The organism is Pantoea wallisii, from assembly GCF_002095485.1.
Classification (GTDB): Bacteria; Pseudomonadota; Gammaproteobacteria; order Enterobacterales; family Enterobacteriaceae; genus Pantoea; species Pantoea wallisii.
Genome location: NZ_MLFS01000037.1, coordinates 1 through 25,989 on the forward strand (window position 1 = coordinate 1; position 25,989 = coordinate 25,989).

Sequence of the window (25,989 nt, forward strand, 5' to 3'; positions counted from 1 at the left end):
GTCACGCGCTTTGGCCACGGCGCCCAGTACGCCTCGCTCCATGCCGATACCGTGATCGCCATCGCCGGCTACCGCATCGATATCGCCCAGCTTTTCCGCGTTCTGCTGCAGCATCGTTGCCACCGCTTCCAGTAGCTGCAGCACCTGCTGCGCGCTCTGTTGCGCCTCCGGCGTCGCCTCAGGCAACGCCTCTTCACTGCCTGCGGCCCAGGTTTCGGCGCTGAGCGGCTCCGCTTTCAATACGCTGCCTTTGCGATACGCGGGCGTATCGGCAGGTGCGCGCCACAGGGTTTCCAGTTCATCATCAAGCCACATCAGCGTTAGCGATACGCCTGCCATATTAAAGCTGGTCACGAACTCGCCGACATCGGGCTCCACGATCTCAATATCCGCTGCGGCCAGCAGCTGCGCCACGCGGCGATAGACCACAAACAGCTCCTCATACTTGACGGAGCCAAGTCCGTTAAGGATGACCGCCACGCGCTGCCCGCTGGCGTGTGCAATATCGACCGGCAACGCCTGCAGCAGGCGCTCAACGAAGATCTCTGCCAGCTCATCCGCGCGCGGTACGGCGGTTTCGCTGATGCCGGGTTCGCCATGAATGCCCAACCCCAGCGCCATACGCCCTTTTTCCACCTCAAACAGCGGATGCGTTGCGCCCGGCAGTGTGCATCCGGAGAAGGCCACGCCAAATGTCCGGGTGCGCTCATTGGCGTGCTGCGCTTTTTTCAGCACCGTGGCCAGATCGTCACCCGCTTCTGCGGCGGCAGCGGCGACCTTAAACACGCAGAGATCGCCGGCAACCCCGCGCCGTTTTTGCCGCTCATCGTTGCCGGCGCTGGAGATATCATCCGTCACCGCCAGCACGTCACAGGCGATCCCTTCGGCGCGCAGGCGCTCGCAGGCCTGACCGAAGTGCAGTACATCACCAGCGTAGTTGCCAAACATCAGCAGCACACCCGCCCCGTTGTGTGCGGCACGCGCCACGTTATAGATCTGCTGGGCCGAGGGTGAAGCAAACAGATTGCCCATGCTGCGCCGTGCGCCAGCCCTTGCCCCACCAGCCCGGCAAACGCCGGATAGTGACCGGAGCCGCCCCCGACAATGACGGCAACGGTATCCGGCTGGCTACGCGTACTGCGCACCACACCACCGTTAACCTGGCGCACTTTATCGGCGTGCGCCGCCACAAAGCCCTCAATAAGCTCCGCCGCGAAGGCCGAAGGTTGATTAAACAGATACGTCATCTTATTGCTCCTGGGGTAAAGGGGTCGGCTGCGACTGCGGGCGGCGGCGATTGAGTAACAGCATCAGTACGGCGGAGAGCAGCATGAATCCGCCCACGACAAACATCGGTAAGGCGTAGCTGTTGGTCGCATCATGTAAGGCACCGGTGATGTAACCCGCAGAGAAGCCCGCCACGTTGCCTAAGGTGTTGATCAGCGCGATGGCCGCAGCGGCCGAGGCGCCGGTCAGGAATTGCGTCGGTAAGGTCCAGAAATTGGGTAACGCAGCGAAAATGGCGCTGGCCGTAATCGCGATCACCATGATGGTGGTAAAGGGCGAATCCATATAGAGCGCCAGCGGTACGCTGATGCCACCGGCCAGCGCCGGGATGGCAATATGCCAGGTTTTGCAGCCGCGACGGCTGGCATCCTGCGACCAGAAGAACATCACCACGGCAGCAATCAGATAGGGTACGCCGGTGATTAGCCCCTTCTGCATCACGTTAAAGGTGGTGCCAAACTGCTGCTGGAAGCCTGAGATAATGGTTGGCAGGAAAAACGCCAGCGCATACAGGCCATAAATGAAGCCGAAGTAGATCAGGCACAGCATCCATACGCGGCTATTACCCATTACCGAACGCAGGCTGTGTTTGTGATGGCCCTGCTTCTGCTGGTGCTCCGCCTCCAGTTCAGTGGTGAGCCAGCTTTTCTCCTCCGCCGTGAGCCACTTCGCCTGACGCGGTGAATCCACCAGCCAGAAAAGCGCCGCGATACCAATCAGAATCGCCGGGATTGAAACCCCCATAAACATTACCCGCCAGCCCTCCAGACCAAACAGGCCATGCTGCTTAATCAGCGAAGCCGCCAGCGGTGCGCCAAATACCACCGTCAGCGGCTGTGCCAGGTAGAACAGCGAGAGGATTTTGCTGCGGTGACGCGCAGGCACCCACATGCTGAGGTAAAGAATGGCGCCGGGGAAGAAGCCAGCCTCTGCGATGCCCAGCAGCAGGCGCAGCGTATAAAGCCCCTCTACGCTGCTTACCCAGGTAAACAGCAGCGACACAATCCCCCAGCTGATCATGATGCGTGCCAGCCAGCGACGGGCACCAAACTTATGCAGCGCCAGGTTGCTGGGCACCTCCAGCAGGATGTAACCAATGAAAAAGATGCCGGACGCGAGGCCAAACTGCAGCGCAGTCAGGCCGAGGTCCTGCGTCATGCCGTTCGGACCGGCAAACGAGATCGCCGTGCGGTCCAGGAAGTTGATGAAGAACATCAGCGCCACAAAGGGCACCAGACGCCAGGAGATTTTGCGGATAGCCGAGTGCTCAACGGCGTTGATAGCGGATTGACTCATAACGCACCTCCATGACGTGCGCGATTAAAAGGCGTTGTCGGAGCGTCAGAGGGGCGCTGGCGACAGAACGTTTCCGAGGTAAGGCAGCAGTGGCACATGATCGAGTCCTCAATGGGTCTTCTTGTTCATTGGTATGGCAGTTCGAACAAATGAACAGTACACGTATAATTGTGCAGCGCTCAACCGCAGATAGTGAAAGTGTGACTGCGCTCATGAGATTTAAACAGAGGCTGAATTTCAGATTTTTGCGCCCTTTCCTGCGCAAACAAGGGGTTAGAGAAGCTTTTTAGCCACGTTACCGCTAAGGCCGCCACATCAAACAGATGAACAACCATTGAACATATGTTTATTTCTGTGGCAGGCTGGTGATGAACATCTTCTCGCTTGTCGTTCATATGCACAGGCGACAGTCTATTCCTGCTGGAGAGTTACAATGAAAACTATCGCTATTGGCGCCGATGATGCAGCGATCGATCTGAAAAATCAGATTAAAAAGCTGCTCGAAGAGAGAGATTACCAGGTCACTGATTACAGTAACGATGCACAGAATGACCGACCGATGTACCCGGATGTGGCGTTTGCGCTGGCGACCGCGATACAAAAACAGCAGTTTGAGCGCGGTATTCTGCTGTGCGGCACCGGTATTGGCATGGCTATCGTGGCAAACAAAGTGGAAGGTGTGCGCGCTGCCCAATGCCACGACACCTTCTCAGCGGAGCGTGCGCGCAAGAGCAATAACGCGCAGATCATGACCCTGGGCTCACGCGTGATTGGGCCAGAGCTGGCGAAGAACATTGTTAACGCCTGGCTGGACTCTGAATTTGAAGGCGGTGGCTCCACCGCCAAAGTGGAGAAAATTGGCTGGTATGAGCAGGCCTCCCACGCCCGCTAAGTAAAGCGTTGCCGGAACGCGGCGGGTCGTATGGCCTGTCGCGTCCCTGAATCCGTTTTAGCGTGAAAGCTGAAACCGCTCTTCTGCAGCAAAATTGCGCCAGATCAATTCCCCTGCACATTGCCCTAAAATCCGCTGGTCAGCCTTCAGAATCCGGCTTAGCTTTAAGGTGCATTTAAAATACAACTTATAGCGAAGGGACGACTATGTTCTGTGTGCAGTGTGAGCAAACCATTAGAACGCCGGCGGCCAACGGCTGCGCTTATGCGCAGGGCATGTGCGGTAAAACAGCTGAGACCTCAGATCTTCAGGATCTGCTGATAGCTGCGCTGCAGGGGCTCTCCGCCTGGGCGGATAAAGCGCGCAGCTATGACCTGATCGATCACGAAATCGACCAGTTCGCACCGCGTGCTTTCTTCGCCACGCTCACCAATGTCAACTTCGATTCGCTGCGCATTGTCGGTTATGCGCGTGAAGCCATTGCCAAGAGGGAGATGCTTAAACGACTCTGCCGCGCTCTGGATGCGCGGGCGCAGGTTGACCATCCCCAGGCTGATCTCCAGCTGGTCAGCGATGACCTGGGGGAGCTGCAGCGCCAGGCAGCCGCGTTTGTGCCCAACCGCGATAAGGCCAGCATTGGTGAAAACGTACTTGGCCTGCGCTTGCTGTGCCTGTATGGCCTGAAAGGCGCGGCAGCCTATATGGAGCACGCGCATGTGCTGGGTCAGTATGACAATGCCCTGTACGCGCAGTATCACAAAATCATGGCATGGCTCGGCAGCTGGCCTGCGGATATGGCAGCCCTGCTCGCCTGCGCGATGGAGATCGGGCAGATGAACTTCAACGTAATGCGCATTCTGGACGCGGGTGAAACCGCCGCTTACGGCCATCCCACGCCAACGCAGGTTAATGTCAAAGCGGTGGCGGGCAAATGCATCCTGATCTCCGGCCACGACCTGAAAGATCTGCACCAGCTGCTGCAGCAAACCGCGGGCACCGGCGTGAACGTCTATACGCACGGCGAAATGCTCCCGGCGCACGGTTATCCGGCGCTGCGCGACTATCCCCATCTGGTTGGGAACTATGGCAGCGGCTGGCAAAATCAGCAGGTCGAGTTCGCCCGTTTCCCCGGCCCGATCGTCATGACCTCCAACTGTATTATTGATCCGCACATGGGTGATTACGCTGAGCGCATCTGGACGCGCAGCATTGTGGGCTGGCCGGGCGTTAATCATCTGGAGGGCGACGATTTTGGCCCGGTGATTGCGCAGGCGCAGCAGCTTAACGGCTTTCCGTATAGTGAAATTGAGCATCTGATCACCGTCGGCTTTGGCCGGCAGACGCTGCTGGGCGCCGTTGATACGCTGATCGACCTGGTGAGTCGCAAAAAGCTACGCCACGTTTTCCTGGTGGGCGGCTGCGACGGCGCGCGCGGTGAACGTAACTACTTTACCGATTTTGCCACTCAGGTGCCGGATGACTGTCTTATCCTGACGCTGGCCTGCGGCAAGTACCGCTTTAATAAGCTCGACTTCGGCCACATTGAGGGTCTGCCGCGGCTGGTGGATGCCGGTCAGTGCAATGACGCCTACTCCGCGATTATCCTGGCGGTGACGCTGGCGGAAAAACTGGGCTGCGGCGTCAACGAACTGCCGCTGTCGCTGGTGCTCTCCTGGTTTGAGCAGAAAGCCATTGTGATTCTACTTACCCTGCTTTCACTGGGCGTGACCAATATTGTCACCGGCCCGACCGCGCCAGCCTTCCTGACGCCGGATCTGCTTGCCATCCTCAATGAAAAATTCGGACTGCGCCAGGTGACCACTGTCGAACATGATATGCAGCAGATGCTGAGTGCCTGAGGAGACGCCAATGACAATGCCAACTTCACACTGCCCGTGGCGTATGCAGGTGCACCATATACAGCAGGAGACACCGGATGTCTGGACGCTCTCGCTGCTGTGTCACGACCACTATCCGTATCGCGCCGGGCAGTATGCGCTGGTGAGCATTAATCAGCGCGCAGACACGCTGCGTGCGTATTCGCTCTCCTCTACGCCGGGCGTCAGTGAGTACATTCAGCTCACGGTGCGCCGTATTGAGGATGGCGTCGGCTCCGGCTGGCTGACGCAGCAGGTCAGGCGCGGCGACTATCTCTGGCTTTCCGATGCGCAGGGCCACTTCACCTGCGATAACGAGGCCAGTGACAAGGTGCTGTTGCTGGCGGCGGGCTGCGGCGTGACGCCCATTATGTCGATGCGGCGCTGGCTGGCGAAGTACCGTCCGGCGTGCGATGTGCAAACGATCGTTAATGTTCGTTCACCCCAGGATCTGATCTTCGCCCGGGAGTGGTCACACTACGCGGTGACGCGGGTGGCGGAACACGACGTGACGCCGGGTTTTATAGCCGGGCGATTGAGTGAGGCATTACTGCAGCAGGTGCCGGATTTAGCGCAGCGCACGGTATTCTGCTGTGGGCCTGCGCCTTATATGGATTGGGCAGAGGCAACACTCAGGCGATTCGGCGTAACGCGCTTCCTCCGCGAACAGTTCTTCACACCGCCGGTGGCAGCCAGCGCTGACGTAGAGAGGCTGATGTTCAGCAAACGGTCGCCGGCAACAACGTTCTCGGCGCCGCGCGGCAATTCGCTGTTGCAGGCGATGGAGAGCAACGGCGTGCCGGTTATCGCCGCCTGCCGCGAAGGAGTATGTGGCTGCTGCAAAACCCAGGTGCTGGCGGGTGATTACCGCGTTACCAGTACGCAGACGCTGAGTGAACGGGAGTTGGCCGAAGGCTATGTACTGGCCTGCTCCTGTCAGCCGCAGAGCGATCTGGTACTGGCGTAGCGGGCGGCGCGGTTAGCTGCCGCTCATGGTGCCGCTGGATACCGCAGGCGCATCATGTTTGACCAGGAACAGCACCAGCGTCGCGTCGCGTTCGCCGGATATGACCGGCAAACCGGCGCTGTCGCTGACGGCTTCCCCCTGCTGTGCCCGCTGCTCGCCGACGCGCACGATACCGTCCAGCACGCTGATCCAACTGGCGTAACCCGGCAGGTGCGGAACCTCGAGCTGCTTGCCCCGCGCCAGTTTGAGATCGTAGATATATACCGCCTGGCGCAGCGTCATCGGTGCCGTACTCCCCTCCGGGCCCGCCAGCAGCGTCCAGTGGTTATCCGGCACCCCTTCAGCGCGCGTGAATGTTTGCACATGGGCTTCACCGCCGCTCTGCGCCGGACGAATGTAGGCCTGCAGCATTGAGGTTTCGATCAGCGGCGTGGACTCTTCGTGCCGGATGCCTGCGCCGGCGTTGACCACCAGCGCACGTTTGGCATTGAGCGCCAGGCTTTCGCCGTTCTCCTGCAGATGCTGCGCTGAGCCACGCCAGACGTAGCTGAAGATCTCATCATCCTGATGGCGGTGCAGCGGAATTTGCGCGCCGGTTTTCAGTGCCATCTGGTCGATAACCGCCAGCGGACCAAACCCCTCGCCCGGGCGCTGGCGACGAATGGTAAACGGGCCAAATTCAAACAGCTGGTCACGCTGTGCTTTAATCAGGTTCATGCTGGTTTTCCTCAGAATCAGGTTCTGTTACCCATGATAGAGGTTGCAGGTTTGCGTACCAGAGGGGGATTTTGTTAGGTTAAATCAGGGATTTTGAATGACATTGGCCGATGCGCACCGTGCTGGTGGTTGGGTACGGCGGTTAACCCGGTTGTCATCAATGGCGGACCGGCAGGTAAAGGGAATTGTAGGGTGCGCATTCATGCGCACCGGTTTATCTATCGCGTCGATTGATGTGCGCCAGTACAAAACGCAGCGCCAGCTGCGGGCTGGTGAGCGGCTGTAGCGCAGGGGGAATATGCGGCAGCGCGGCGGCCATCGAAACCTGGGCCAGCGCGACCTGATCGGCGCCCTGTGTGCGGGCCTGCTGCACCGCTTCGGCAATCATTGCATGATACTTTTCATGCTGGCCGGCCTTAAACGCGGCCCAGGCACCAGGAATCAGTCGAACCTCGGGATGCCGTACTGCCGGGAGAGTCGGCGGACAAAACAGCTTCCGGGTGCTGGCCAGCGTAGACTCTGCTGCGCACAGCACCTGCGTACTGCCCGCCAGCCGATGCACCTCATCCGCCAGCATCCGGTCGGTACGGTAGATCGGGCAGCGTGCCTGCGCATTATCCATCCCGTCAGCCACTGCGCCCAGCGTCGAACAGGTGATCAGAATCGCGTCGAACCAGGGCGTCAGGCTGTGCAGCATCTGCGTCAGCCGCTGTTGCTGCGCAGCCGTCATGCCGCCGCTCAGCTCCGCTTCCGCCAGCAGGTGCGGCATGACCAGATGGCTCAACTGCGCGAGCGGCATGCCGGACGCATGCGCCGCCGCATCAAAAATGGCGATATTACTGGCAGCCGTGTGCAGGCAGGCAATCGTCATGATGTTCCCTTCTATCTTCCATAGTGTCTGGCACTATAACCTGAATCCCTCTCAACAGAGTCAGTTTACGCGCCAGAACGTGCTGCCGCAGCAGCACGTTTCCTGACGATCAGAACCATACTTCCGCCTGCACGCCTACGTTCCAGCTGCCGCCCGCGCTAAAACCGGCGCTGCCAAAATCATCATTCAGCGCATACTTATCCAGCGCTTTCGACCAGTTCATATAGGTCGCGAACAGGCGAATCTCCGGGCGCACTAACATGTTATTGATATCTGCAACCTTGAAGGTGGGCGCAAACGTTAGCTTGTAGACATCGCCCTTCACCGCGTTATAGCTGGCGATGGTATTACCATCGCGGTAAGTGCGGCCATTGGGTTTCAAATCCATATACAGCCAGGAGGCTTCATACTGCAGCGCAAAGTTCTGCGTGATGGATTGCGCCACGCGCAGATTGACGGTGGCCCAGTCATAGCGATCGCCGCTGCGATAGCGATCTTCACTGTGTTGCGCCAGCAACGCAGGGGCCAGAGACCAGCGCTCGCTAAGCGGTACCACGCCAAATGTGGCAAGCCGCACGGCGCTGGCGCTGCGCGTCAGATCACCGTCACCGCCAATTTGCCGCAGCTCTGCGCCCAGGCCCCGTCCCCACTGCAGCGCATGTGTGCTGCTGCCCGGGGCTAGTCCGTAAAAGCTGGAGGTGTCATGCCAGGCCAGCATGGTAAACACGCCATGCTTTGCGGTGTCATCGCTGCGCAGGGCATAGCCGCCGGTGGTGGCGTTGCGCCCTTTGAGATCATCATTCCCGCTGGCGCTCATGCCTGTCAGCATCCACTGTGCATTATCGTAAAACTGATTAGAGGTCAGCAGCAGGTTTTGCACGTTATCATCGCTATAGCGGCTGCTGCCGAGATCGCCAAAACTGCGGCCATACAGGGAAAAATCACTGCGCCCGCGATCGCTCCACGTCAGGTTGCTGATGCCGCCACCGGTGCCGCCGAGAAAGACGATATCGGTATCGGTGAAGTGCAGGTCGAAGTTACGGCCATCAAAGCGTTTTCCGGCCCACAGCGTGGCATGTTTCGCCGCGCCGCTGAAGTCCGGCAGATCGCCGATTTCAACGTAGACCTGACGAAGGTTGAGATTATTATCACTGCTCTGCACCCAGGGATCGGGGCTGGAGGAGCCATCGGCCAGCAGCGCCTTAAAATTGGCCCACGCACCGTTGCTGAAGCGGCTCTGGTGATGAAAGCCCAGCTCGACATAGTGATCCTTCTCGTTGCCGAGCCGGCCAATATGCGCATCACCGCCGATCGAGCTGGCCGGTGAAATGCCCGGCCCCGCATGGCCGCCCCGCCCTTTATCATTCACCAGCAATCCCGAACGGGCATAGCCGGAAAAAGCAAAGCTGTGCGTTGTCTCTGAGGGAGCCTGCTGCTGCGCTATCTTCGCCTCCAGCTGCGTTAACCGCTGCTCCAGCGTTAATTCCGCCGCCGTACCGCTGGCGGAAAACAAATATGTCACTGCCAGCGCCAGAGGCGTCAAACATATATTGTGCTTTACCATACTCTTCTCTCTTCCTCTTTCCATGTGCCGATTGCGTTGCCTGTGCACTACCCGGCGAGAGAATAGAGAAGAGAAATCCGGCGTAACTTGATCGATATCATGAAAGTAAATTTACTTATTTTACATGAACTTATAACGGCAACCTGTAATTCAGGCATATATCCGGTACTAAATTAAAATTCCTCTACGAACCGTCTCAATCCAGCCGTTAATTCCTCTCTCATTTCAGATCTGTTTCGCAAAATTACGTTTTGCTCTTGTTGAAAATTATGATCGCCTCGCCACCAAAATAAACCGAGATTTGCGAGCCGCCTCGCACTCCACGCGGCACGGTTTTGCACCAGCGCAATCAACCGGGCAAGCCATTGGCGTGCTGCTACGCTTAGAGGTTGAATTATCCTTACAAAAGCTGGAGATATTATGAGCAATGACGATCGTAAACCGACCACCACGGATGCTGGCATTCCGGTAGCCAGCGATGAGCATTCGCTCTCCGTCGGGCCTGACGGGCCGCTGATGCTGCACGATCACTATCTGATTGAGCAGATGGCTAACTTCAACCGCGAACGTATTCCGGAGCGCCAGCCGCACGCGAAAGGCAGCGGCGCCTTTGGCTATTTTCAGGTGACCGAGGATGTCAGCCGTTATACCAAAGCGGCGGTGTTTCAGCCCGGCACCAAAACCGATGTGGTGATGCGCTTCTCTACCGTGGCCGGTGAGCGTGGCAGCCCGGATACCTGGCGCGATCCCCGTGGATTCTCCATTAAGTTCTATACCACCGAAGGCAATTACGACATGGTGGGCAACAATACGCCGGTCTTCTTTATTCGCGATCCAATGAAGTTCCAGCACTTTATCCGCTCGCAGAAGCGCCGCGCCGATAACAACCTGCGCGATAACGATATGCAGTGGGATTTCTGGACGCTGTCGCCGGAATCCGCGCATCAGGTGACCTGGCTAATGGGCGATCGCGGTATCCCGAAAAGCTGGCGGCATATGAATGGTTACTCCAGCCACACCTATATGTGGGCCAACGCCGCAGGCGAGAAGTTTTGGGTCAAGTACCACTTCAAAACCGATCAGGGCGTGGAGTTCCTGGCGCAGGATCACGCTGACCTGCTGGCGGGCCAGGATGGCGATTACCATACGCGCGATCTGTTCAGCGCCATCAAAAACGGCGACTTCCCCAGCTGGACGCTCTACATGCAGATCATGCCGTTCGCAGAGGCAGAGACCTACCGCTTCAACCCGTTCGATCTCACCAAAGTCTGGCCACACAGCGACTATCCGCTGATTAAGGTCGGTAAGCTGATGCTGAACCGCAACCCGACTGATAACCATGCGCAGATTGAGCAGGCCGCCTTTGAGCCGAATAACCTGGTGCCCGGCATCGGTCTGAGCCCGGACAAAATGCTGATTGGCCGCGTCTTTGCCTATGCGGATGCCCACCGTGCGCGGCTGGGTGTGAACTATAAGCAGATTCCGGTTAACGCCCCGCAGGCGCCGGTGCACAGCTACAGCAAAGATGGCGCGATGCGCATCAACCCGGTCTCCGATCCGGTCTACGCACCTAACTCCAAAGGCGGTCCCGTGGCGGATGGTGAGCGTTATCCAACCGATTCAACCTGGGAAGCGCACGGCAACATGGTGCGGGCGCCCTATACGCTGCGTCAGGATGATGACGATTTCGGCCAGGCCAATACGCTGGTGAATAAGGTGATGGATGATGCCGCGCGCGAGCGTTTAGTGAATAACGTGAGCGGGCATTTGCTGAATGGTGTTGAGGAGCCGGTGCTGTCGCGGGCCTTCGACTACTGGCGCAATATCGATCAGGCCATTGGCGATCGCATTGCTCAGCGCGTGCAGACCGAGCGCGCCAAGCGCTGATCCGCAAAGAGGCGGCCCGTCAGGGCCGCCGGTTTATGCAGCGTATTAATCATGGCCGCCTTTTGCGGCGGCCATTGCATTACGCCGTCACTTCAGACGGTACGCCACCACACTGTCACCGGCTTTGGTGCCGAGTGAACCGTGGCCACCGGCCGCAATCACCACATACTGCTTACCATCTTTACCCATAAAGGTGGATGGCGTGGCCTGTGCACCGGCGCTCAGTTCAGTCTGCCACAGCAGCTCGCCGGTGGTGCTGTCATAGGCACGGAAGAAGTTATCCGCCGTGGCACCATGGAACACCAGATCGCCTGCGGTCAGCAGCGGACCACCGTGTGCCACCATGCCCATCGGGAAGCCAATCGGGAAGCGGCCCGGCAGGAAGCTGGTTTTCAGGTTTTTGGTGGTGCCTGTACGACGCAGCCATTCGGTTTTGCCGGTTTTCAGATCCACCCCAACCATACGGCCCCACGGTGGCGCGATGCACGGAATACCCAGGCCGGAGGCCAGCTGCTGGATGTGAATCGCGTAGTCGCCATGGAAATTCTCGTTCCAGTAAGGCTGACCATCTTTGGTGAACAGACGTTCCGTGGCGGTAGATGGCGTACGCTTGATCAGATTGTATTTGTACGCCAGGCGCACAGGTGTGGCGATCAGCATCTGGCGCTGTGGATCAACCGCGACCGAGCCCCAGTTAAAGACGCCAATATTCCCCGGGAACACCAGCGTGCCGGCTTCGGTTGCCGGCGTCCACGGATTGCCATCGTAGCGCAGGCTGCGGAAATCCATACGGCAGGACATCTGATCAAACGGTGTGATACCCCACATGGATTTTTCAGTCAGCGGCTGCGGAATGAAGTTCAGGCTTGAGACCGGTTGCGTCGCCGCAAATTTCTCCCCTGGCACGCCGCCTTCGGTTGATACTTTAACCTCATTTACCGGATAAACCGGCTGGCCGGTCAGTCGGTTGAGCACAAACAGGTTGCCGGTTTTCGTCGGCAGGATCACGACCGGCTGCTTCTGGCCCTGATAATCGATATCCAGCAGTGAAGGCTGCGAAGGGTTATCGCGGTCCCACAAATCGTGATGCGAGCTCTGGTAGCGCCATTTGAATGCGCCGGTGTTCAGATCCAGCGCCACCAGCGTGTCGCGGAACTTCTCGGTGTTGCTGTTGGCATCACGTTCAATACCCACTTCATCTGGTGAAGCGTTACCGAAGGGCACATAGACCAGACCATTTTTCAGGTCGGCGCTTAGCGTACCCCAGGCAACCGGCGTGTCCTGCGGATAGGTCTGACCGGCCGCAACAGGCGCGGTGTTGTCCGGGTTCGCCGGATCAAAGTTCCACACCAGACGGCCGCTGAGGACATCGTAAGCGCGGATAACGCCCGATGGATTGCCGCTGTTGAAGCCGTTATCCATCACCGAACCGCCCACGATCACCAGGTTCCCGGCCACCAGTGGTGCAGCGGTTTGCATTAGCGCATGCGGACGCACATCTCCCATGTTGGCGTGGAGATCGACGACGCCATTGTTACCGAAGTCGGCACAGGGCTTACCGGTGTCCGCATCCAGCGCAATCAGCTGTGCATCGGTAGTGGCATTGAAGATACGCTTACGACAGATGGCGGGGCCAGCCGCGTTATCCTGCGCGGTTGCCGCAGCCGGCTGATAGTAGCTGACACCGCGGCAGGTCTGATGCTGCTGCAGGTAAGAGCGATCTTTCGCCGGCGTGAACTTCCACTTCACCGCACCGCTCTCCGGATCCAGCGCATGCACTTCGTTGTGCGGCGTACAGAAGTAGAGCATGCCGTTAGCTTTCAGCGGCGTAGCTTCAAAGGTGTATTCGGTCGCATCCGCATCCTGGCGCAGATCGCCGGTGTGATACGTCCAGGCCACCTCAAGATCTTTTACGTTCGCTTTAGTGATCTGATTCAGCGCGGAGAAACGCATACCTTCCGCAGTACCGCCGTAGGCTGCCCAGTCGCTGGCGGCACCCTGCTCGCTGCCTTGCGCGCGTTCATTGCTGATGGTGCCTTCCTGCGGCACGGGATCGTAGAAGCAGAGACCAATCACCACGAGGATCATGATGATAACGGTGCTGCCCAGGAACGTATGGAAGCGACGCGTTCCCTGATAAAGCGGCTTGACCACCCACGGCATCGCCAGCCACAGACCGATAACGCCAAACAGGTCGCCACGCGGAATCCACTGCCACTTATCAAAGCCCACTTCCCAGACGATCCACGCCAGGGTAATCCACATCAAAATGGCGTACAGCGCCAGTGCGCTGCGCTGATTTCTGAACAGTAAAATAGCGGTAATCAATAAACCGACTGCCATCAGCGCATAGAAGGCGCTGCCGCCCATCATTAACAGTTTGCCGCCCATATACAGCAGCGCACAACCCAGAATCGCCAGCACGATACTGGTGAGTTTGTTTATCATGCCCTTCCCTCAATTGTTGTCATTCGTAACCACCCCAAATAAATTACACACATTATCAACAAAATTTTAACTTACGTTAGATGCATGTAAAAACCCGTTGCGATGTGTGACGTTAGTGCCGCTAATCAATGTAGCCGCACTGAAGGCTGACAAACGCCGCTTCGTTCAATCCGTGATTGAAATCACGTTTCATTTTGTCAGAAGAAATTAATGAGTCAGGTGAAGAATTCGCATTTTTTGATAATCGGCAGGTGCATGGGGCGGGCGGATGTGCCTGGAATACGTACGGCTGGCGGCCTGATGGGTCGCCGTTGCCATGCTACCCACCGCTACGACACCTTATGTCGCGCGCAAAAAGCGGTAATATCTGCGGACTGAAAATCGGCCAGATGCGCCATCAGCTTCTCCAGCGGCCAGTCCCACCAGGCAATCCGCTGCAGCTGCGCCGCGATCTCCGGTGCAAAGCGTGCCCGTATTGGCTTTGCCGGCACGCCGCCGACCAGGGTATAAGGCGGCACATCTTTCGTCACTACCGCGCCAGCTGCCAGCACGGCACCGTCTCCCACCGTCACGCCAGGCAGCACAATCACACCGTGGCCAATCCACACATCATTGCCAATGACCACCCGATCCGCCCGCCGGTTGGCAAAGAACGTCTGGTCGCGTCGCGCCTGGCTATCGTAATACTCGGGACAGTAGGTAAAACGGTGCTGTGAAGCGCGATCCATCGGGTGATTGGGTGCGCCGATTCGCACCTGATTGGCTATCGCCGTAAAGCGACCTATCTGCGCATCCGCAATGCAGCAGTACTCGCCCAGGTAGGAGAAATCCCCCAGCTGGCTGTACTCCAGAAAGGTGTGCGCCAGAATCTCGCACTGCTGTCCGATCGTGCTTTCGCGCATACGCACGCTGGGATCGATAAAGGTGTGTTGCAGTTTGGCGGGTTGTACTGCAGCGAGTGCCATAGTGGAAGCTCCGTTGTGGTCAGATGTCTGGATAACAGGTTGCCCTGGCGCAACCTGAAACCCCTATCCTGGCCCGTCTCCGTGACACTAATACGACGGCACCAGGTTATTTGCGGGCAAAAAAACGTTATGCCCCGGGTTGCGCTACAATGCGCAGCAGACTCGCCAACAGGATGGATAACATGAAAACGACAACGGGCCTGATTGCCGCACTGCTGAGCGCCTTACCCGCCTGGGCAGCCCTGCCCGCCGGCAGCAACGCCGGCGCAATCGTCGGGACCACGCTCGCGCAGCTGCATCCCACGCAGGCGGCGCTCGGCTATCGTCAGCTGGATTACAAACTGCATCGTTATCAGGCCGAACCGGAAAAGCTGTTCGATGACTACTGTGAAAGCATGGGGCAAAAAGGCGTGGCGACGTTTGATGCGGCTTCCACGCTCAGTGAGCCCGCCAGCTTTCGCTGTAAAGCTGCGGTTGGCACGCAGCCAGGCCCGATGAAAACTGCCGTGATTGGCCCTGACAATCAGCTTTATCTTACTGATGGGCACCATACTTTCAGTAACTTCGCCGATATAGCCGGACTCAGCACGCCAGTGCAGGTGCGTATTACCGACGATTTCCGCAGCCTGAAAAGCATGAACGCGTTCTGGCAGCAGATGGAGGCGCGCCATTTAGTGTGGCTTGAAACGCCGCAGGGCACCATTGCGCCCGGGGCGTTGCCCCGGGAGCTGGGGCGTCAGCATATGCAAAACGACGACTATCGCTCACTGGTCTACTTCGTGCGGGATATCGGTTTTGCAAAAGAGAAGAATCCGCCGCCCTTCCTGGAGTTTTACTGGGGCAAGTGGCTGGCCACTCAGTTGCCGTTACAGCGCATGGATTTGAACGATCGTCAGGGTTATGCCGCGGCCATTACGCAGGTAGCGGAGAGGATGACCGGCGTGGCGAAGGATACGGTGATTGGTCAGAATGATAGCGGCCCGTTAACCGCCCGGCAGCTGGGTGCGCGCGATAGCGTGAATGAAAAGAAGCTGCATAAATTGCAGGCCGACGGCGGCAAACTGGACTGGGCCTTCCGGCCCTGAAAAAGGGCGCCACACGGGCGCCCCGGTTTACGCCAGCTCGCTGTTCTTCACATCGGCTGACGGAGCCAGCAGCTGCTTATCGAACGCCTGCAGCGGCCGCTGCTCACGGATGCGTGCCGGCCAGTCCGGGTTCGCCAGCGCGCTTTTGCCGATGGCCACGTAATCCGCGCCCTGATGCAGCGCCATGCCCGCGGTTTCTGCCGTGGAGAGATTGCCGTTGGCAATGATGGGTAACGCTGGCGCCGCCAGACGCGCAATCTGCACCAGCGAGTGAGAAGAGTCCGCAAACGCCGGTTGCAGCGCGTCATATTCGGTCAGATGCAGATAATCAATGCCCGACTCCGCCAGCAGCGCAAACACCTGTCGTGCACCCGCTTCACCCTCGCGCCACTTGTGCTGGAAGTCGTTGACCTTGCCCTGTGAGATGCGCACGCCCAGCGTGATGTCGCTGCCGATACGCTGCCGAACTGCGCGGATCACGGCCAGCGTCAGCGAGAGGCGCGCGCTGATATCGCCACCCCAGCGGTCGCTGCGCTGGTTGGTGTAATCCGTAAAGAACTGATCGAGCAGATACCCGTTTGCCCCATGAATCTCTATGCCGTCAAAACCGGCCACACCAATGGCGCGCGCCGCCGTATCGGCAAAGCTGGCGATCACCTGCTGAATCTGCGCTTCGCTCATCTCACACGGCAGCGAATAAGCACCGTGTCCGTGATAGAAGCTCAGCTGCTCGCCGCGTGGCTGCACTGCTGAAGGCGCAAGCGTATCGGGGCGATAGATATTGCCCTGCGAGATCGCGCCGGCATGCATCAGCTGTGCGATGATTTTGGCGCCGTGCTGATGCACGCTATCGGTAATTGCACGCCAGCCCGTCGCCTGTTTGCTGTTAACCAGTCCGGCCTGGAAAGCATAGGTTTGCGACCAGCTCTCGTCGATATACAGACCTTCGGTGATCACCGCCGCAAAACCGCCGCGCGCAAAGCGCTGGTAGTACTGCTGCATACGCTCACCGGGCACGCCATCCACGCTGGCGGAGATGCGCGTCATCGGCGCGACCAGCAGGCGATTTTTCAGGCTAAGGCGATTGAGCTTGTCGCTCTGGAAAAGATGTTTATCAGTCATACCACGCTCTGTGCAGGGATTATCATCAGACCGCATTATAGTGCGTAGTCATTACGGCAAATATGGGCGATGATGATACGTCTGCATAACGGATATCGTTACAATGAACTCCAAAGATATCACTGTTTTTCTGATGGTGGCGCAAACGCGCAGCCTGACTCAGGCCGCCCGCCGCCTCAATACCACCACCATGACTGTCTCCCGGCGGCTGGCAGCGCTGGAAGAGGATCTCGCGTACGGCTGCTGCATCGCACCACGCGCGCTATCGCGCTCACCGTTGAGGGAGAGGAGTTCCTGCCCTATGCCAAAGCGCTGGCGGAGACGGAACAGAGCGCGCGCAATCTCTTCTCACCGGACAAACAGGGCGCCACCGGTCAGTTGCGCATTACCGCCCCCACCGGCTTTGGCCGTCGCACCATCATTCCCCTGCTGCCCGCGCTGATGGAGAGCAATCCCGAACTGCGTATTGAGTTTGAACTCAGCGATAACGTTACCGATCTGGTTGGCCTGGGTTATGACGTGGCTATCCGTATTGCCCCGCTGCGCGATTCGCGTCTGGTTGCACATCGTCTGGCCGATAACCCACGCATACTCTGCGCCTCACCCGCTTATCTGGCGCGCTTTGGCACACCGCGTACGCTGGCCGATCTGCATCGGCATAACTGTCTGCGCCTGTCCGGCGTGGTGCAGTGGGGTTTTCAGGTGGATGACCATATCTCCACCCTGAGCGTGGAGGGGCGCTTTAGCGGCAGCAATGTTGAAGGCGTGCGTACCCTGTGCGTGGCCGGCTGCGGCATTGCGCAGCTGTCAGAGTGGGATGTCCGTGAAGAGCTGGCGGCCGGGGAGCTGGTCGCGCTTGAGCTGAGCGATGCGCAGCCACAGATGCTTGGCGTCTGGGCGCTGTTCCCGACCACGCGCCATCTGCCCCAGCGCGTCACGGTGTTCCTGGACGCGCTGAAACAGGCGATGCAGCCGGCGACACGAAAAAAGGCGGAGGGGTGAGCTCCGCCTTGTCTCAAGTTCCGATCAGTGCGCCTGACCGGTCAGTTGCAAAAGGGCAACGATGATTTGCAGGATCACCCGGATTAAATCCAGGAGTAACCGAACAAGTTCCATCACTTTCCTTCTCCTCTGCAGGAGCGCGCTGTTCAGCGACCAGGACCCTGACTCTACCCGCCGGCCGCCTAAGCACATCTGTGAGGAGCGCTGAGCGGCACTCATTGTAAAAGCCACAGGCCAGCACCACCTGAAACCTGCCGGGATTTGACTATCCGCGCCCCTGAGAGTCATCAGAAAACAATGAGGCTAAACCCGCGCCCAACACCTGTATAACCATACAGTATTTTGGCGAAACTTGAAATATTTCGCTGCACATTTTATTATGCGTTTTGTGAGGAGTGCTGAGCACCCCGTTCGTGGCGCGGTTACCCGCCGCAAAACGAACATAAAAAAAGGATTTGGCTTACCCGCCAAATCCTTTTTTATTGCCTGCTATTTGATCACTGCGCCGCGCTGATGCGCCAGATAGCGTTGCCGGCATCATCGGCAATTAATACGCCGCCCTGCCGATCGGTCGCTAAGCCGACCGGTAAACCGCGCACCTGCTTCTCATCCTCCGTCAGGAAGCCCGTCACCACCGGCTGAGGTTGCCCCACAGGTTTGCCGTTCTCAAATTTTACCCATACCACTTTATAGCCGTTGAGCGGCGTACGGTTCCAGCTGCCGTGTTCACTGATGAAAGCGCCGCCACGGTACTGTGGCATATTATCTGCGCCATAGAACAGCAGGCCGAGCGGGGCTACGTGCGAACTCAATGCGTAATCCGGCTTGATGGCTTTCGCTACCAGGTCAGGACGCTGCGGCTGCGCGCGTTCATCCACATGCTGACCAAAATAGCTGTAGGGCCAGCCATAGAAGCCTTTATCCTGCACGGATGTCAGGTAATCCGGAACCAGATCGGAACCGATCTCATCACGCTCATTGGCAATTGCCCACAGCTTGCCGGTTTGCGGCTCCCACTGCAGGCCGGTCGGATTGCGGATCCCGCTGGCGTAAATGCGGCTGGCGCCGCTGGCCGCATCCACTTCCCACACGGCGGCACGGCCCAGCTCCGCCCCCATGCCGTTTTCGGTGATGTTACTGTTGGAGCCCACGCCGACATACAGCTTGCTGCCGTCCGGACTGGCCAGCAGCGATTTGGTCCAGTGGTGATTGAGATCCTTGCCTGGCAGCTCTGTGACCTCTTCCGGCGGCGTGCGGATCGCCGTTTCGCCGGTCTGATAAGGGAATTTCACCAGGCTGTCGGCGTTGGCCACATACAGCGTATTGCCTATCAGCTGCATGCCAAACGGCGCGTTCAGATTTTCAATAAAGAGATGCTGCTCCCACTTACCGTTAACGTTACGAAGCAGCGTAATGCGGTTGCCGCCGGGGCCACCTTTACCGGACGATTTCTGCACCAGGCTCATGATGAGCTGTTTCGGGGCCGTCACCGGGTTTTTAACGCCGTTGGCTTCCGCCACCAGCACATCGCCGTTCGGCAGCACATAGAGCTGTCGCGGATGCATCAGCTTCGCCGGGATCTTTTCAATCTTCAGCCCGTCAGCCACTTTCGGTTTTTCGCCCTCTTTCCACGGCGTTCCTTCCGGCACCTGCATCGGTGGCATAAAGAAGTTTTGCGCCTGCGGCAGCTCGGGATTGGGGCCGGTTTGACGCTGCGGATCCAGGGTGGCACCGTTATCACAGCCGCTCAGTAATGCCGCCAGACCCAGCGCGCTAATCAGATGACATTTCATGGGCGGGCTCCTTGTGCGTGACGTTCCCGTAAGGCCAGCTGGACATTCGCGATCAGTAGCAGCGCCACCACAATTGTCGAGAGCGTAACGCCCATCGGCACCACCGCCCAGGCATCACGGCTGTGAATAAATGCATTCACCACGGCCACAACAATGGCCAGCAGCGAGATCCAGAAATGGGCTTTTTCGGCCGGACGTGCGCCGCGGAATAAATAAATCAGGCTAACGATTCTTGGCAGGATAGCCAGCAGCAGACCAAATGCGATAAGCCAGCTGGCGGATTTGGTCCACATAATAACAGTCGTTTGCAGGTAGATAATATCGAACAGCCAGGCGGCAAAGAAAAAGCCAAGCGGCAGCGGCTCCAGCAGGGTATACAGCGTAACGCCGAATACCGACCTTCCTGAGGTATGGTACATCGCACTCTCCCTTTACAGTTTTATCAGGCGATAACGAATCGGCACTGCATCGCTTCGCACGCCTGAGAAATATTAGTAAAGATAAAGAGTAATGCGTGCTTCCCGCACAAAAAGCTAACCATGACGGCGGAACTGCTCCAGCTCACGCGCGTCGTGGCTGCAAAATAGTTGCACGTCGTCAGGATGCTGCAGAGAGAGTTGCCGTAGCCGCTGCTGGTTGGTTCGCCAGGCGGCCCGATCGCTGCACATCAGGCGTTGATAGGCGCGCAGCCCCGGCGTGCAGTGACGCTCTGCATGGTGCATCTCGCCGCGATAGAACCAGGCATCGCCGCCGTGCAGCAGCCATCCGCCTGAGTGACGAATAGCGACACCGGCGTGCCCAGCGTATGACCGGGCAGCGGGATCAACAGAATTTCGTCGCTCAGATCGTCAATGGCTTTTACCGCGTCAAACCCCATCCAGCGCTCACCGGCGCTGGCATAGCCACGCCAGCCATCGTGTGCAGTCCACTGCTGCGGCCGGAAGCGCTGGCGTGCCAGCCAGTGGCTCTCGCGCGCCTGCGAGACGGTATCCAGCTCCTGTTGCAGAAGATGAATTTGCGCGCCGGGGAAATCAGTGATGCCGCCGGCGTGATCAAAATCGAGGTGCGTCAGGATAATGTGGCGCACATCTTCGGCGCGAAAACCCAGCAGCTGAATTTGCGCCAGCGCCGACATCTGTTCGTTGAATTGAATATTGTTCAGGGCGCGGAAGAAGCCCGAGAGCCGCCGCCCCGGATGGCGCATATCCTGCATCCCCAGGCCGGTATCCACCAGAATCAGGCCGTGGCGATCGCTCTCCAGCAGCAGGCAGTGACACACCAGTTCAGCAAACGGGCCGCGGCTAAAACCGTCAAACAGGGCGCCCCCCAGCGGACACATGCAGCCGCAGTTCAGATGGTGAATTCGCATACTCTTCTCCCGTCAATAAATAGCGCAAAGCATTCCGCGCCTGAAAATAAGCGACATTATTGTTGATTGATATTTAATATATGGTTGCGGGTGCTGAATTGTGCAAACTTTATTATTTAGACGGGGATTTCCGGTGAACACTTTTCAGGGGACAGGCATAGCATCTCTTGGTGCATAATAAGAATAAAAGCGCAGCGTATATTATCCGGCTGCGCTTCTCTTTTAATTGCGTTAATTAACGTAACGGCGGGCGCAACTATTTTCCTGTGGTTTCACGTACAAACTGCACAATTTGATGATTCTCGCCATGCTCATACAGGCATTGCTGCAGACGCGGTCCACTGAGGGCGGTTTTCACCAGTTCGGGATCAAGAGCGCGCAGCGAGCCGAGATAATCTTCCCGCAGCAGCGCCGCTTTAACCTGATTCAGAATACCCGCGTTACGCACCTGCGGCTCTTTGCGCTCTGGCGGATAGCCCAGCCCTTTCTCTCCGGTAAAGGCTTTCTCAAAGATGAAGCGCAGGTTGAGCTCTGCGCCCCAGCCAAAACCTTTGGCAAAAGGCAGCGCCAGCGCGTTGCCGTTGTTGATTTGCGCAAACAGGTAAGCGTCAGCCGGATCGATACAGTAGCCGCACACCACGCCGGGATGCAGATTAAGTGACATCAGCGCACCCTGGCCGGTGCCGCAGCCGGCTACTACAAAATCGACTGCGCGACTGTTGAGCAGCACGCTGGCCATAATACCCAGGTGAATGTATGTCAGATGATGATCCTGCTCATCGCTCATGCCGACGTTGAACACCTGGTGCCCAAGCGGCTGTGCAACCTCCTGCAGCGCCTGCCACACCGTTGCGTTTTTTGCCGCCTGGCTATTTTCCATCATCAAAGCGATTTTCATGACGCATCCTCACATTTAAAATTGAAACACCGTTTCATTTTAAACAACGAACAGAAATTTGCAGCCTGACGTTCGTGATATACATCACAAAAAAGAGCACGGCACCTCTCGGTGCCGCTCTCCTCAGGCGGTATGTGCCGACCACCATAAGCGCAGTGCCAGACCCCAGCGGCTGGTCCAGCCGCTGGTCGTGCTGATCACCTTGCCCTGATACAGCACGATAAAGGTCGGCGTGGCGCCGATCTGCCAGCGCTGGCCCAGCGCCCCGTTCTCATCGTTGATCGCCGGGCCCTGCACGCCTTTTTTCTCCAGCCAGGTCGCTACGCGCGCATCGCTTCCGGAGCGCAGCGCGACGCTAACCACCTGTGTGCCGTCCTGGCTGAGTCCCGCGACGGTTGGCGTGGTGAGTTTGCATACGCCACACCAGCTGGCCCAGACATAGATCAGCACCGGCCGCTGCTGGCTCAGCTGCGCCAGGTTTATCTCGCCCTGCAGTGCGGTAAGCGGTTGCCGGGCCAGATCGTCCGGCAGCTGCGGGGCGCGCAGCCAATCCATCGCCAACAGGGCCGCGGCGGCAATCAGCGCCAGCACGATGCCTTCGCGCATCCAGCGCCGCAGGCGCGACATCACGGCTTCGCCTGCAGCGCGGTTTTTACAGCGGCCTCCAGCTGCGCATAGGGCACTGCACCGCTGATCAGCTGGTCGCCTACCAGGGTGGCAGGTGTGCCCTGCACGCCCAGCTGCTGCGCCAGCGTCAGATTACGGTTAATGGTATCGAGGCTGGCTTTACTCGGTGCGTTGAGCGTAATGCCGGTCTTCTCCAGCGCCGCCTGGATGCTGGCTTCATCATGGTTGCCCTTCTTAGCCATCATGCGCTCGTGCAGTTTGAGGAAGTTCTGCGGCTGCTGTTCCCATACGGTGAGCGCAAGACGCGCCGAGGTCAGCGAACTCTCTGCCCGATACGGCAGCGGTTTCAGCACCACGGCTACCTGCGGATAGGCCTTCAGCAGCGTATTGATATCGCCTTCAAATTTCTTACAGAAGACGCAGTTATAGTCGGTGAAGTAGACCAGCGTCAGGGCCGGTTTTTTCGCGCCGATACGCGGTGACCCGGCATCGTTGAACAGTGCGTCACGATTTTTCGCCACCATTTGCGCCACAACATTCTGCTGCTGGCGCGCCGCTTCTTTATCAAAGGCATCTGCCGCTTCGGCAAGGATCGCGGGGTTCTCCACCAGCGTTTCACGGATCAGTTGTTTAATGCGCGCTTCCTGCTCAGGGGTAAACGGCGCGGCGGCCAGGGCAGGCAACATCAGAAACAGCAACGACAGTAACAGGGATTTTTTCATCATTTTTTTGCCTCAGAGAGTGTAGTGATCACCGCTTCACGACTCAGCAGCGGTGAGAGGATCTGGCCATCCGGCAGCGCCGGGCCATATATTTGGTTGAACGGAATAGCGACGCGATCGCGCCGGCGCAGGAACTCGCCGATAGCCGGATCGGGCTGTGTCCAGTCCCCCCGCAGCAGCACGACGTCGTCGGCTTTGAGCGCCGCGCGTACGTCCGGCTGATTTAACACGCGGGATTTGTTGACCTTGCAGGTGATGCACCAGTCTGCGGTGACGTCAACGAACACGCGCTTATCCTGTTGCAGCGCCTGATAAATGGCGGCTTCCGTAAGCGGCTGCCAGTCGAGGCGCTCCTCTTCCGGCACGATGCGCGTCATCAGAAAGAGCGCGCCCGCCAGCGTCAGCGTGATAAACAGCAAACCGGCCTGCTGCAGCGCACGCTTGCGCAGCAGCCAGCCAAACAGCACCAGCAGCAGGATAGCGGCCAGCGCACCAGCGAAGGCGGCGCCCCAGTGCGGGATGAGCAGCGTGACCAGCCACAGGGTCGCCAGCAGCATCATCAGGCCAAGTCCGGTGCGCAGGTGCACCATCCAGCGTCCCGGACGCGGCAGGCAGCGCGCCATACCCGGTATCGCTGCCACCAGCAGCCATGGCAGACTCATGCCGATCCCCAACGCCACGAACAGCAGCCACAGCTGCGGCAGCGGCGCGGTCAGCGCATACGCCACCGCTGTGCCGAGGAACGGCGCGCTGCAGGGTGTCGCCAGCAGCGTGGCAAATGCGCCCTGCCCGAAGTGGCCGGCGAGGCCGTCACCGCCCTGCGTGGCCAGACGGGTGCTGAGCCCGGACGGTAACCGGAAGTGCAGCAGATCGAACAGGCTGGCGCTGAACAGGAACATTACCCCGACCATCAGCAGCAGGAATCCCCCGCTCTGGAACTGAATGCCCCAGCCAAGTGCCTGGCCGCTGAGGCGCAGCCCGGTCATCAGCAGGGCCAGTAACATAAAGGAGAAGAGAATACCGGCGCTGGATGCCAGGAACTGCTGGCGCGTCTGCCGCCGGGTTTGCCCCTGCTGCCGCACCAGGGTGCTGAGCTTAATCGCCAGTACCGGCAGGACGCAGGGCATCAGGTTAAGAATTAAGCCGCCGAGCAGCGCCAGCAGCAGTACAGACCATAGGGTTGCGCGCTGGCCTTCACTGTCAAAAAGCGGCTGCGCGCCAATCACCACGCTGCTCTGCTGGGCGATATCGCCATCTGCGATCACCAGCGAGAGCGTTTTGCCGCGCAGATCCGGCGCGGTTTCCCCCCACTCATCGGTGACCGGCACGCGCGCGGTTACCGTGTCGCCCTGGACGCTAATCTGCGGTGCCGAGAGCATGCTGCCCGGCGGATAATCGAAGAACAGCGCCGGATTGCGCCAGCCCTGCTGGCGCTGCGCCCGGATCTCGAGGTGATCATTGACGAAGCTCGCTTCCAGCTGATCCGTGAGCCCGCTCTGCGGGGGAATCTGCCCCATGGCCTGAGCGAAATCGCGCGCGAAATCTGTCTCTGCCGGCTGGCGGAGATCGAGGCTAAATGGGAAGTCAGTCAGGATGCAGACATCACTGCAGGTTGAGAGCGTCAGCGTACCCGCCAGCGCGTTGCCGGGCAGGTTACTGAGTGTGATGGGCAGCGTGACGTCGCCTTTATAGCCTTGCGTAGTCAGGCCGCTGACATCGAACCGCGCCGGTGCGGGCCAGAGCCATTGCGCCTGCACGCCAGGCGTATTCCAGCGTATCTCAGGCGCGACGCCGCCTTCACCTGGCGTGCGCCAGTAGGTTTTCCAGCCCGGCTGCAGGCGGATATCGAGCAGTAGCTGGTGGTCGTTACCGTGTGCGGCGGTACGCAGACGTACTTCGGCGTGGCTGTTTTGCGCATAGCGCAGCCAGCCGCTGTCGGCGGCGTGCACGACAAACGCGCAGCTCGCCAGCAGGAGCATCAGGCTCCTGATGATAAAAATCATGTGTTTTCTCCGGTGAATAACAGGGGTTACGCGGTAAAACGCGTGATGTTATTCCCGAAAAACGCAGAGCGTCAGATGCCGTCGTCGCAGGGGCGGAAACAGCGGTGCGCGGCGATAGCCGGTCGCAGAGGTGACCTGGAAGAGCGTGGCGATCAGCGCCAGCAACAGCACCAGGAAAGGTAATGCGGTGTCCAGCAGCGGTGCGCTGCCGCTCAGGGATTTTGCCCCCAGCGCACAGGGTTTGTCGCTGCTGGCGGCCTCATCCGCGCTCGCCGCATGCGCCGCTACGCTGACTGAGGCAACAGGCTGACCAGGCTGGACGGGCAGATTGAAGCTGCGCTGCACAAGACAAAACGCCAGCACCAGACAAACCAGTGCCAGAATCGATTTTGCGCGTTGGGGCGATATTGTCATGCCGCAGCCTCAGAGAAAAGTGCTGGCATAATATGTAATTGCAGCAGAAACACCAAGCGCTGCTGTGTAAACTTTTGTCTTCATCACTGCTAAAGATGTAACGAAGCTATTATAAAAAAATTTAAAATCAATAAGTTAATTATTAGAGGTTCAGATAAACGAGCAAGCCCGCACGGCAAAGGC

General features: G+C 58.6%; 21 protein-coding genes and 1 pseudogene. 6 read left to right on the forward strand and 16 right to left on the reverse strand.

What is annotated here, in order from left to right; all coding sequences use genetic code 11:
- Both HA48_RS13560 and HA48_RS13565 read right to left on the reverse strand, forming a co-directional pair.
- Positions 1-1,247 (reverse strand): annotated as a pseudogene (locus HA48_RS13560) (dihydroxyacetone kinase family protein); the annotation flags it as partial.
- A gap of 1 nt (position 1,248) precedes the next feature.
- The gene (locus HA48_RS13565; RefSeq protein ID WP_128601787.1) at positions 1,249-2,583 is read right to left on the reverse strand and encodes an MFS transporter; all 1,335 of its coding nucleotides are present in this window, start codon (positions 2,581-2,583) and stop codon (positions 1,249-1,251) included.
- A gap of 433 nt (positions 2,584-3,016) precedes the next feature.
- Between HA48_RS13565 and rpiB the strand changes: the two genes are divergently transcribed.
- The 3 genes from rpiB (at position 3,017) to hcr (ending at position 6,319) form a co-directional block, all read left to right on the forward strand.
- Entirely contained in the window at positions 3,017-3,475 is a 459-nt protein-coding gene (gene rpiB, locus HA48_RS13570) for a ribose 5-phosphate isomerase B (protein ID WP_128601788.1), read from the forward strand.
- 206 nt (positions 3,476-3,681) lie between these two features.
- Positions 3,682-5,334, forward strand: a complete 1,653-nt coding sequence (gene hcp, locus HA48_RS13575) for a hydroxylamine reductase (RefSeq protein ID WP_128601789.1) — start codon at positions 3,682-3,684, stop codon at positions 5,332-5,334.
- 10 nt (positions 5,335-5,344) lie between these two features.
- Complete coding sequence (hcr, locus tag HA48_RS13580; RefSeq protein ID WP_128601790.1) at positions 5,345-6,319, forward strand: NADH oxidoreductase; 975 nt, start codon at positions 5,345-5,347, stop codon at positions 6,317-6,319.
- A 12-nt stretch (positions 6,320-6,331) separates the two neighbouring features.
- Here hcr and HA48_RS13585 read toward each other — a convergent pair whose 3' ends face one another.
- From HA48_RS13585 to HA48_RS13595, 3 genes are all read right to left on the reverse strand, one after another.
- Positions 6,332-7,036, reverse strand: a complete 705-nt coding sequence (locus tag HA48_RS13585) for a pirin family protein (RefSeq protein WP_128601791.1) — start codon at positions 7,034-7,036, stop codon at positions 6,332-6,334.
- 214 nt (positions 7,037-7,250) lie between these two features.
- Positions 7,251-7,907, reverse strand: a complete 657-nt coding sequence (locus HA48_RS13590; protein ID WP_128601792.1) for a glutamate racemase — start codon at positions 7,905-7,907, stop codon at positions 7,251-7,253.
- 109 nt (positions 7,908-8,016) lie between these two features.
- Positions 8,017-9,429 (reverse strand): carbohydrate porin, encoded by a 1,413-nt coding sequence (locus HA48_RS13595; RefSeq protein WP_244182851.1) that lies wholly within the window; start codon positions 9,427-9,429, stop codon positions 8,017-8,019.
- 462 nt (positions 9,430-9,891) lie between these two features.
- Here HA48_RS13595 and HA48_RS13600 point away from each other — a divergent pair, with 462 nt between their 5' ends.
- A complete protein-coding gene (locus tag HA48_RS13600) occupies positions 9,892-11,358 on the forward strand; it encodes a catalase (RefSeq protein ID WP_128601794.1) in 1,467 nt (488 codons plus the stop codon).
- An 87-nt stretch (positions 11,359-11,445) separates the two neighbouring features.
- On the opposite strand, the gene HA48_RS13605 is transcribed toward HA48_RS13600, so the two are convergent.
- On the reverse strand, positions 11,446-13,806 hold the full coding sequence (locus HA48_RS13605) for a membrane-bound PQQ-dependent dehydrogenase, glucose/quinate/shikimate family (protein ID WP_128601795.1): 2,361 nt from the start codon (positions 13,804-13,806) through the stop codon (positions 11,446-11,448).
- Positions 13,807-14,135: 329 nt separating this feature from the next.
- Positions 14,136-14,771, reverse strand: coding sequence for a DapH/DapD/GlmU-related protein (locus HA48_RS13610; protein ID WP_128601796.1), 636 nt, complete (start codon positions 14,769-14,771; stop codon positions 14,136-14,138).
- 182 nt (positions 14,772-14,953) lie between these two features.
- On the opposite strand from HA48_RS13610, the gene HA48_RS13615 reads away from it, so the two are divergent.
- Entirely contained in the window at positions 14,954-15,856 is a 903-nt protein-coding gene (locus tag HA48_RS13615) for a ParB/Srx family N-terminal domain-containing protein (RefSeq protein WP_128601797.1), read from the forward strand.
- Between the two features lie 27 nt (positions 15,857-15,883).
- Here HA48_RS13615 and HA48_RS13620 read toward each other — a convergent pair whose 3' ends face one another.
- The gene (locus HA48_RS13620) at positions 15,884-16,978 is read right to left on the reverse strand and encodes an oxidoreductase (protein ID WP_128601798.1); all 1,095 of its coding nucleotides are present in this window, start codon (positions 16,976-16,978) and stop codon (positions 15,884-15,886) included.
- Positions 16,979-17,047: 69 nt separating this feature from the next.
- Between HA48_RS13620 and HA48_RS13625 the strand changes: the two genes are divergently transcribed.
- Positions 17,048-17,980, forward strand: a complete 933-nt coding sequence (locus HA48_RS13625; protein ID WP_425270668.1) for a substrate binding domain-containing protein — start codon at positions 17,048-17,050, stop codon at positions 17,978-17,980.
- A gap of 497 nt (positions 17,981-18,477) precedes the next feature.
- Here the strand turns inward: HA48_RS13625 and HA48_RS13635 are convergent, their stop codons facing one another.
- The 8 genes from HA48_RS13635 to HA48_RS13670 all read right to left on the reverse strand — a co-directional run bounded on the left by HA48_RS13635 (position 18,478) and on the right by HA48_RS13670 (position 25,806).
- Entirely contained in the window at positions 18,478-19,773 is a 1,296-nt protein-coding gene (locus tag HA48_RS13635) for a PQQ-dependent sugar dehydrogenase (RefSeq protein WP_128601799.1), read from the reverse strand.
- Positions 19,770-20,192 (reverse strand): DUF2231 domain-containing protein, encoded by a 423-nt coding sequence (locus HA48_RS13640; RefSeq protein ID WP_128601800.1) that lies wholly within the window; start codon positions 20,190-20,192, stop codon positions 19,770-19,772. The genes HA48_RS13635 and HA48_RS13640 overlap by 4 nt, the downstream gene beginning before the upstream one ends.
- A 248-nt stretch (positions 20,193-20,440) precedes the next feature.
- Positions 20,441-21,142: an MBL fold metallo-hydrolase gene (locus HA48_RS13645; protein ID WP_244182853.1), complete on the reverse strand. Its 702-nt coding sequence runs from the start codon at positions 21,140-21,142 to the stop codon at positions 20,441-20,443.
- A gap of 256 nt (positions 21,143-21,398) precedes the next feature.
- The gene (locus HA48_RS13650; RefSeq protein WP_128601801.1) at positions 21,399-22,040 is read right to left on the reverse strand and encodes an RpiB/LacA/LacB family sugar-phosphate isomerase; all 642 of its coding nucleotides are present in this window, start codon (positions 22,038-22,040) and stop codon (positions 21,399-21,401) included.
- A 123-nt stretch (positions 22,041-22,163) separates the two neighbouring features.
- A complete protein-coding gene (locus tag HA48_RS13655; protein WP_128601802.1) occupies positions 22,164-22,667 on the reverse strand; it encodes a protein disulfide oxidoreductase in 504 nt (167 codons plus the stop codon).
- Entirely contained in the window at positions 22,667-23,389 is a 723-nt protein-coding gene (locus HA48_RS13660) for a DsbA family protein (RefSeq protein WP_128601824.1), read from the reverse strand. Before HA48_RS13660 ends, HA48_RS13655 begins: the two co-directional genes overlap by 1 nt.
- A complete protein-coding gene (locus tag HA48_RS13665; protein WP_128601803.1) occupies positions 23,389-25,392 on the reverse strand; it encodes a protein-disulfide reductase DsbD family protein in 2,004 nt (667 codons plus the stop codon). Before HA48_RS13665 ends, HA48_RS13660 begins: the two co-directional genes overlap by 1 nt.
- A gap of 48 nt (positions 25,393-25,440) precedes the next feature.
- Positions 25,441-25,806 carry a hypothetical protein gene (locus HA48_RS13670; protein ID WP_128601804.1) on the reverse strand — a complete coding sequence of 122 codons (366 nt, stop codon included), beginning with the start codon at positions 25,804-25,806 and terminating at the stop codon, positions 25,441-25,443.
- Between the last annotated feature and the right edge of the window lie 183 nt (positions 25,807-25,989).

Excerpts from the sequence above, each read along its gene's own strand:
- HA48_RS13565 (WP_128601787.1), bottom strand. The coding sequence starts at position 2,583 with ATGAGTCAATCCGCTATCAACGCCGTTGAGCACTCGGCTATCCGCAAA.
- rpiB (WP_128601788.1), top strand. The coding sequence starts at position 3,017 with ATGAAAACTATCGCTATTGGCGCCGATGATGCAGCGATCGATCTGAAA.
- hcp (WP_128601789.1), top strand. The coding sequence starts at position 3,682 with ATGTTCTGTGTGCAGTGTGAGCAAACCATTAGAACGCCGGCGGCCAAC.
- hcr (WP_128601790.1), top strand. The coding sequence starts at position 5,345 with ATGACAATGCCAACTTCACACTGCCCGTGGCGTATGCAGGTGCACCAT.
- HA48_RS13585 (WP_128601791.1), bottom strand. The coding sequence starts at position 7,036 with ATGAACCTGATTAAAGCACAGCGTGACCAGCTGTTTGAATTTGGCCCG.
- HA48_RS13590 (WP_128601792.1), bottom strand. The coding sequence starts at position 7,907 with ATGACGATTGCCTGCCTGCACACGGCTGCCAGTAATATCGCCATTTTT.
- HA48_RS13600 (WP_128601794.1), top strand. The coding sequence starts at position 9,892 with ATGAGCAATGACGATCGTAAACCGACCACCACGGATGCTGGCATTCCG.
- HA48_RS13605 (WP_128601795.1), bottom strand. The coding sequence starts at position 13,806 with ATGATAAACAAACTCACCAGTATCGTGCTGGCGATTCTGGGTTGTGCG.
- HA48_RS13610 (WP_128601796.1), bottom strand. The coding sequence starts at position 14,771 with ATGGCACTCGCTGCAGTACAACCCGCCAAACTGCAACACACCTTTATC.
- HA48_RS13615 (WP_128601797.1), top strand. The coding sequence starts at position 14,954 with ATGAAAACGACAACGGGCCTGATTGCCGCACTGCTGAGCGCCTTACCC.
- HA48_RS13620 (WP_128601798.1), bottom strand. The coding sequence starts at position 16,978 with ATGACTGATAAACATCTTTTCCAGAGCGACAAGCTCAATCGCCTTAGC.
- HA48_RS13625 (WP_425270668.1), top strand. The coding sequence starts at position 17,048 with ATGATGATACGTCTGCATAACGGATATCGTTACAATGAACTCCAAAGA.
- HA48_RS13635 (WP_128601799.1), bottom strand. The coding sequence starts at position 19,773 with ATGAAATGTCATCTGATTAGCGCGCTGGGTCTGGCGGCATTACTGAGC.
- HA48_RS13640 (WP_128601800.1), bottom strand. The coding sequence starts at position 20,192 with ATGTACCATACCTCAGGAAGGTCGGTATTCGGCGTTACGCTGTATACC.
- HA48_RS13645 (WP_244182853.1), bottom strand. The coding sequence starts at position 21,142 with ATGCGAATTCACCATCTGAACTGCGGCTGCATGTGTCCGCTGGGGGGC.
- HA48_RS13650 (WP_128601801.1), bottom strand. The coding sequence starts at position 22,040 with ATGAAAATCGCTTTGATGATGGAAAATAGCCAGGCGGCAAAAAACGCA.
- HA48_RS13655 (WP_128601802.1), bottom strand. The coding sequence starts at position 22,667 with ATGTCGCGCCTGCGGCGCTGGATGCGCGAAGGCATCGTGCTGGCGCTG.
- HA48_RS13660 (WP_128601824.1), bottom strand. The coding sequence starts at position 23,389 with ATGAAAAAATCCCTGTTACTGTCGTTGCTGTTTCTGATGTTGCCTGCC.
- HA48_RS13665 (WP_128601803.1), bottom strand. The coding sequence starts at position 25,392 with ATGATTTTTATCATCAGGAGCCTGATGCTCCTGCTGGCGAGCTGCGCG.
- HA48_RS13670 (WP_128601804.1), bottom strand. The coding sequence starts at position 25,806 with ATGACAATATCGCCCCAACGCGCAAAATCGATTCTGGCACTGGTTTGT.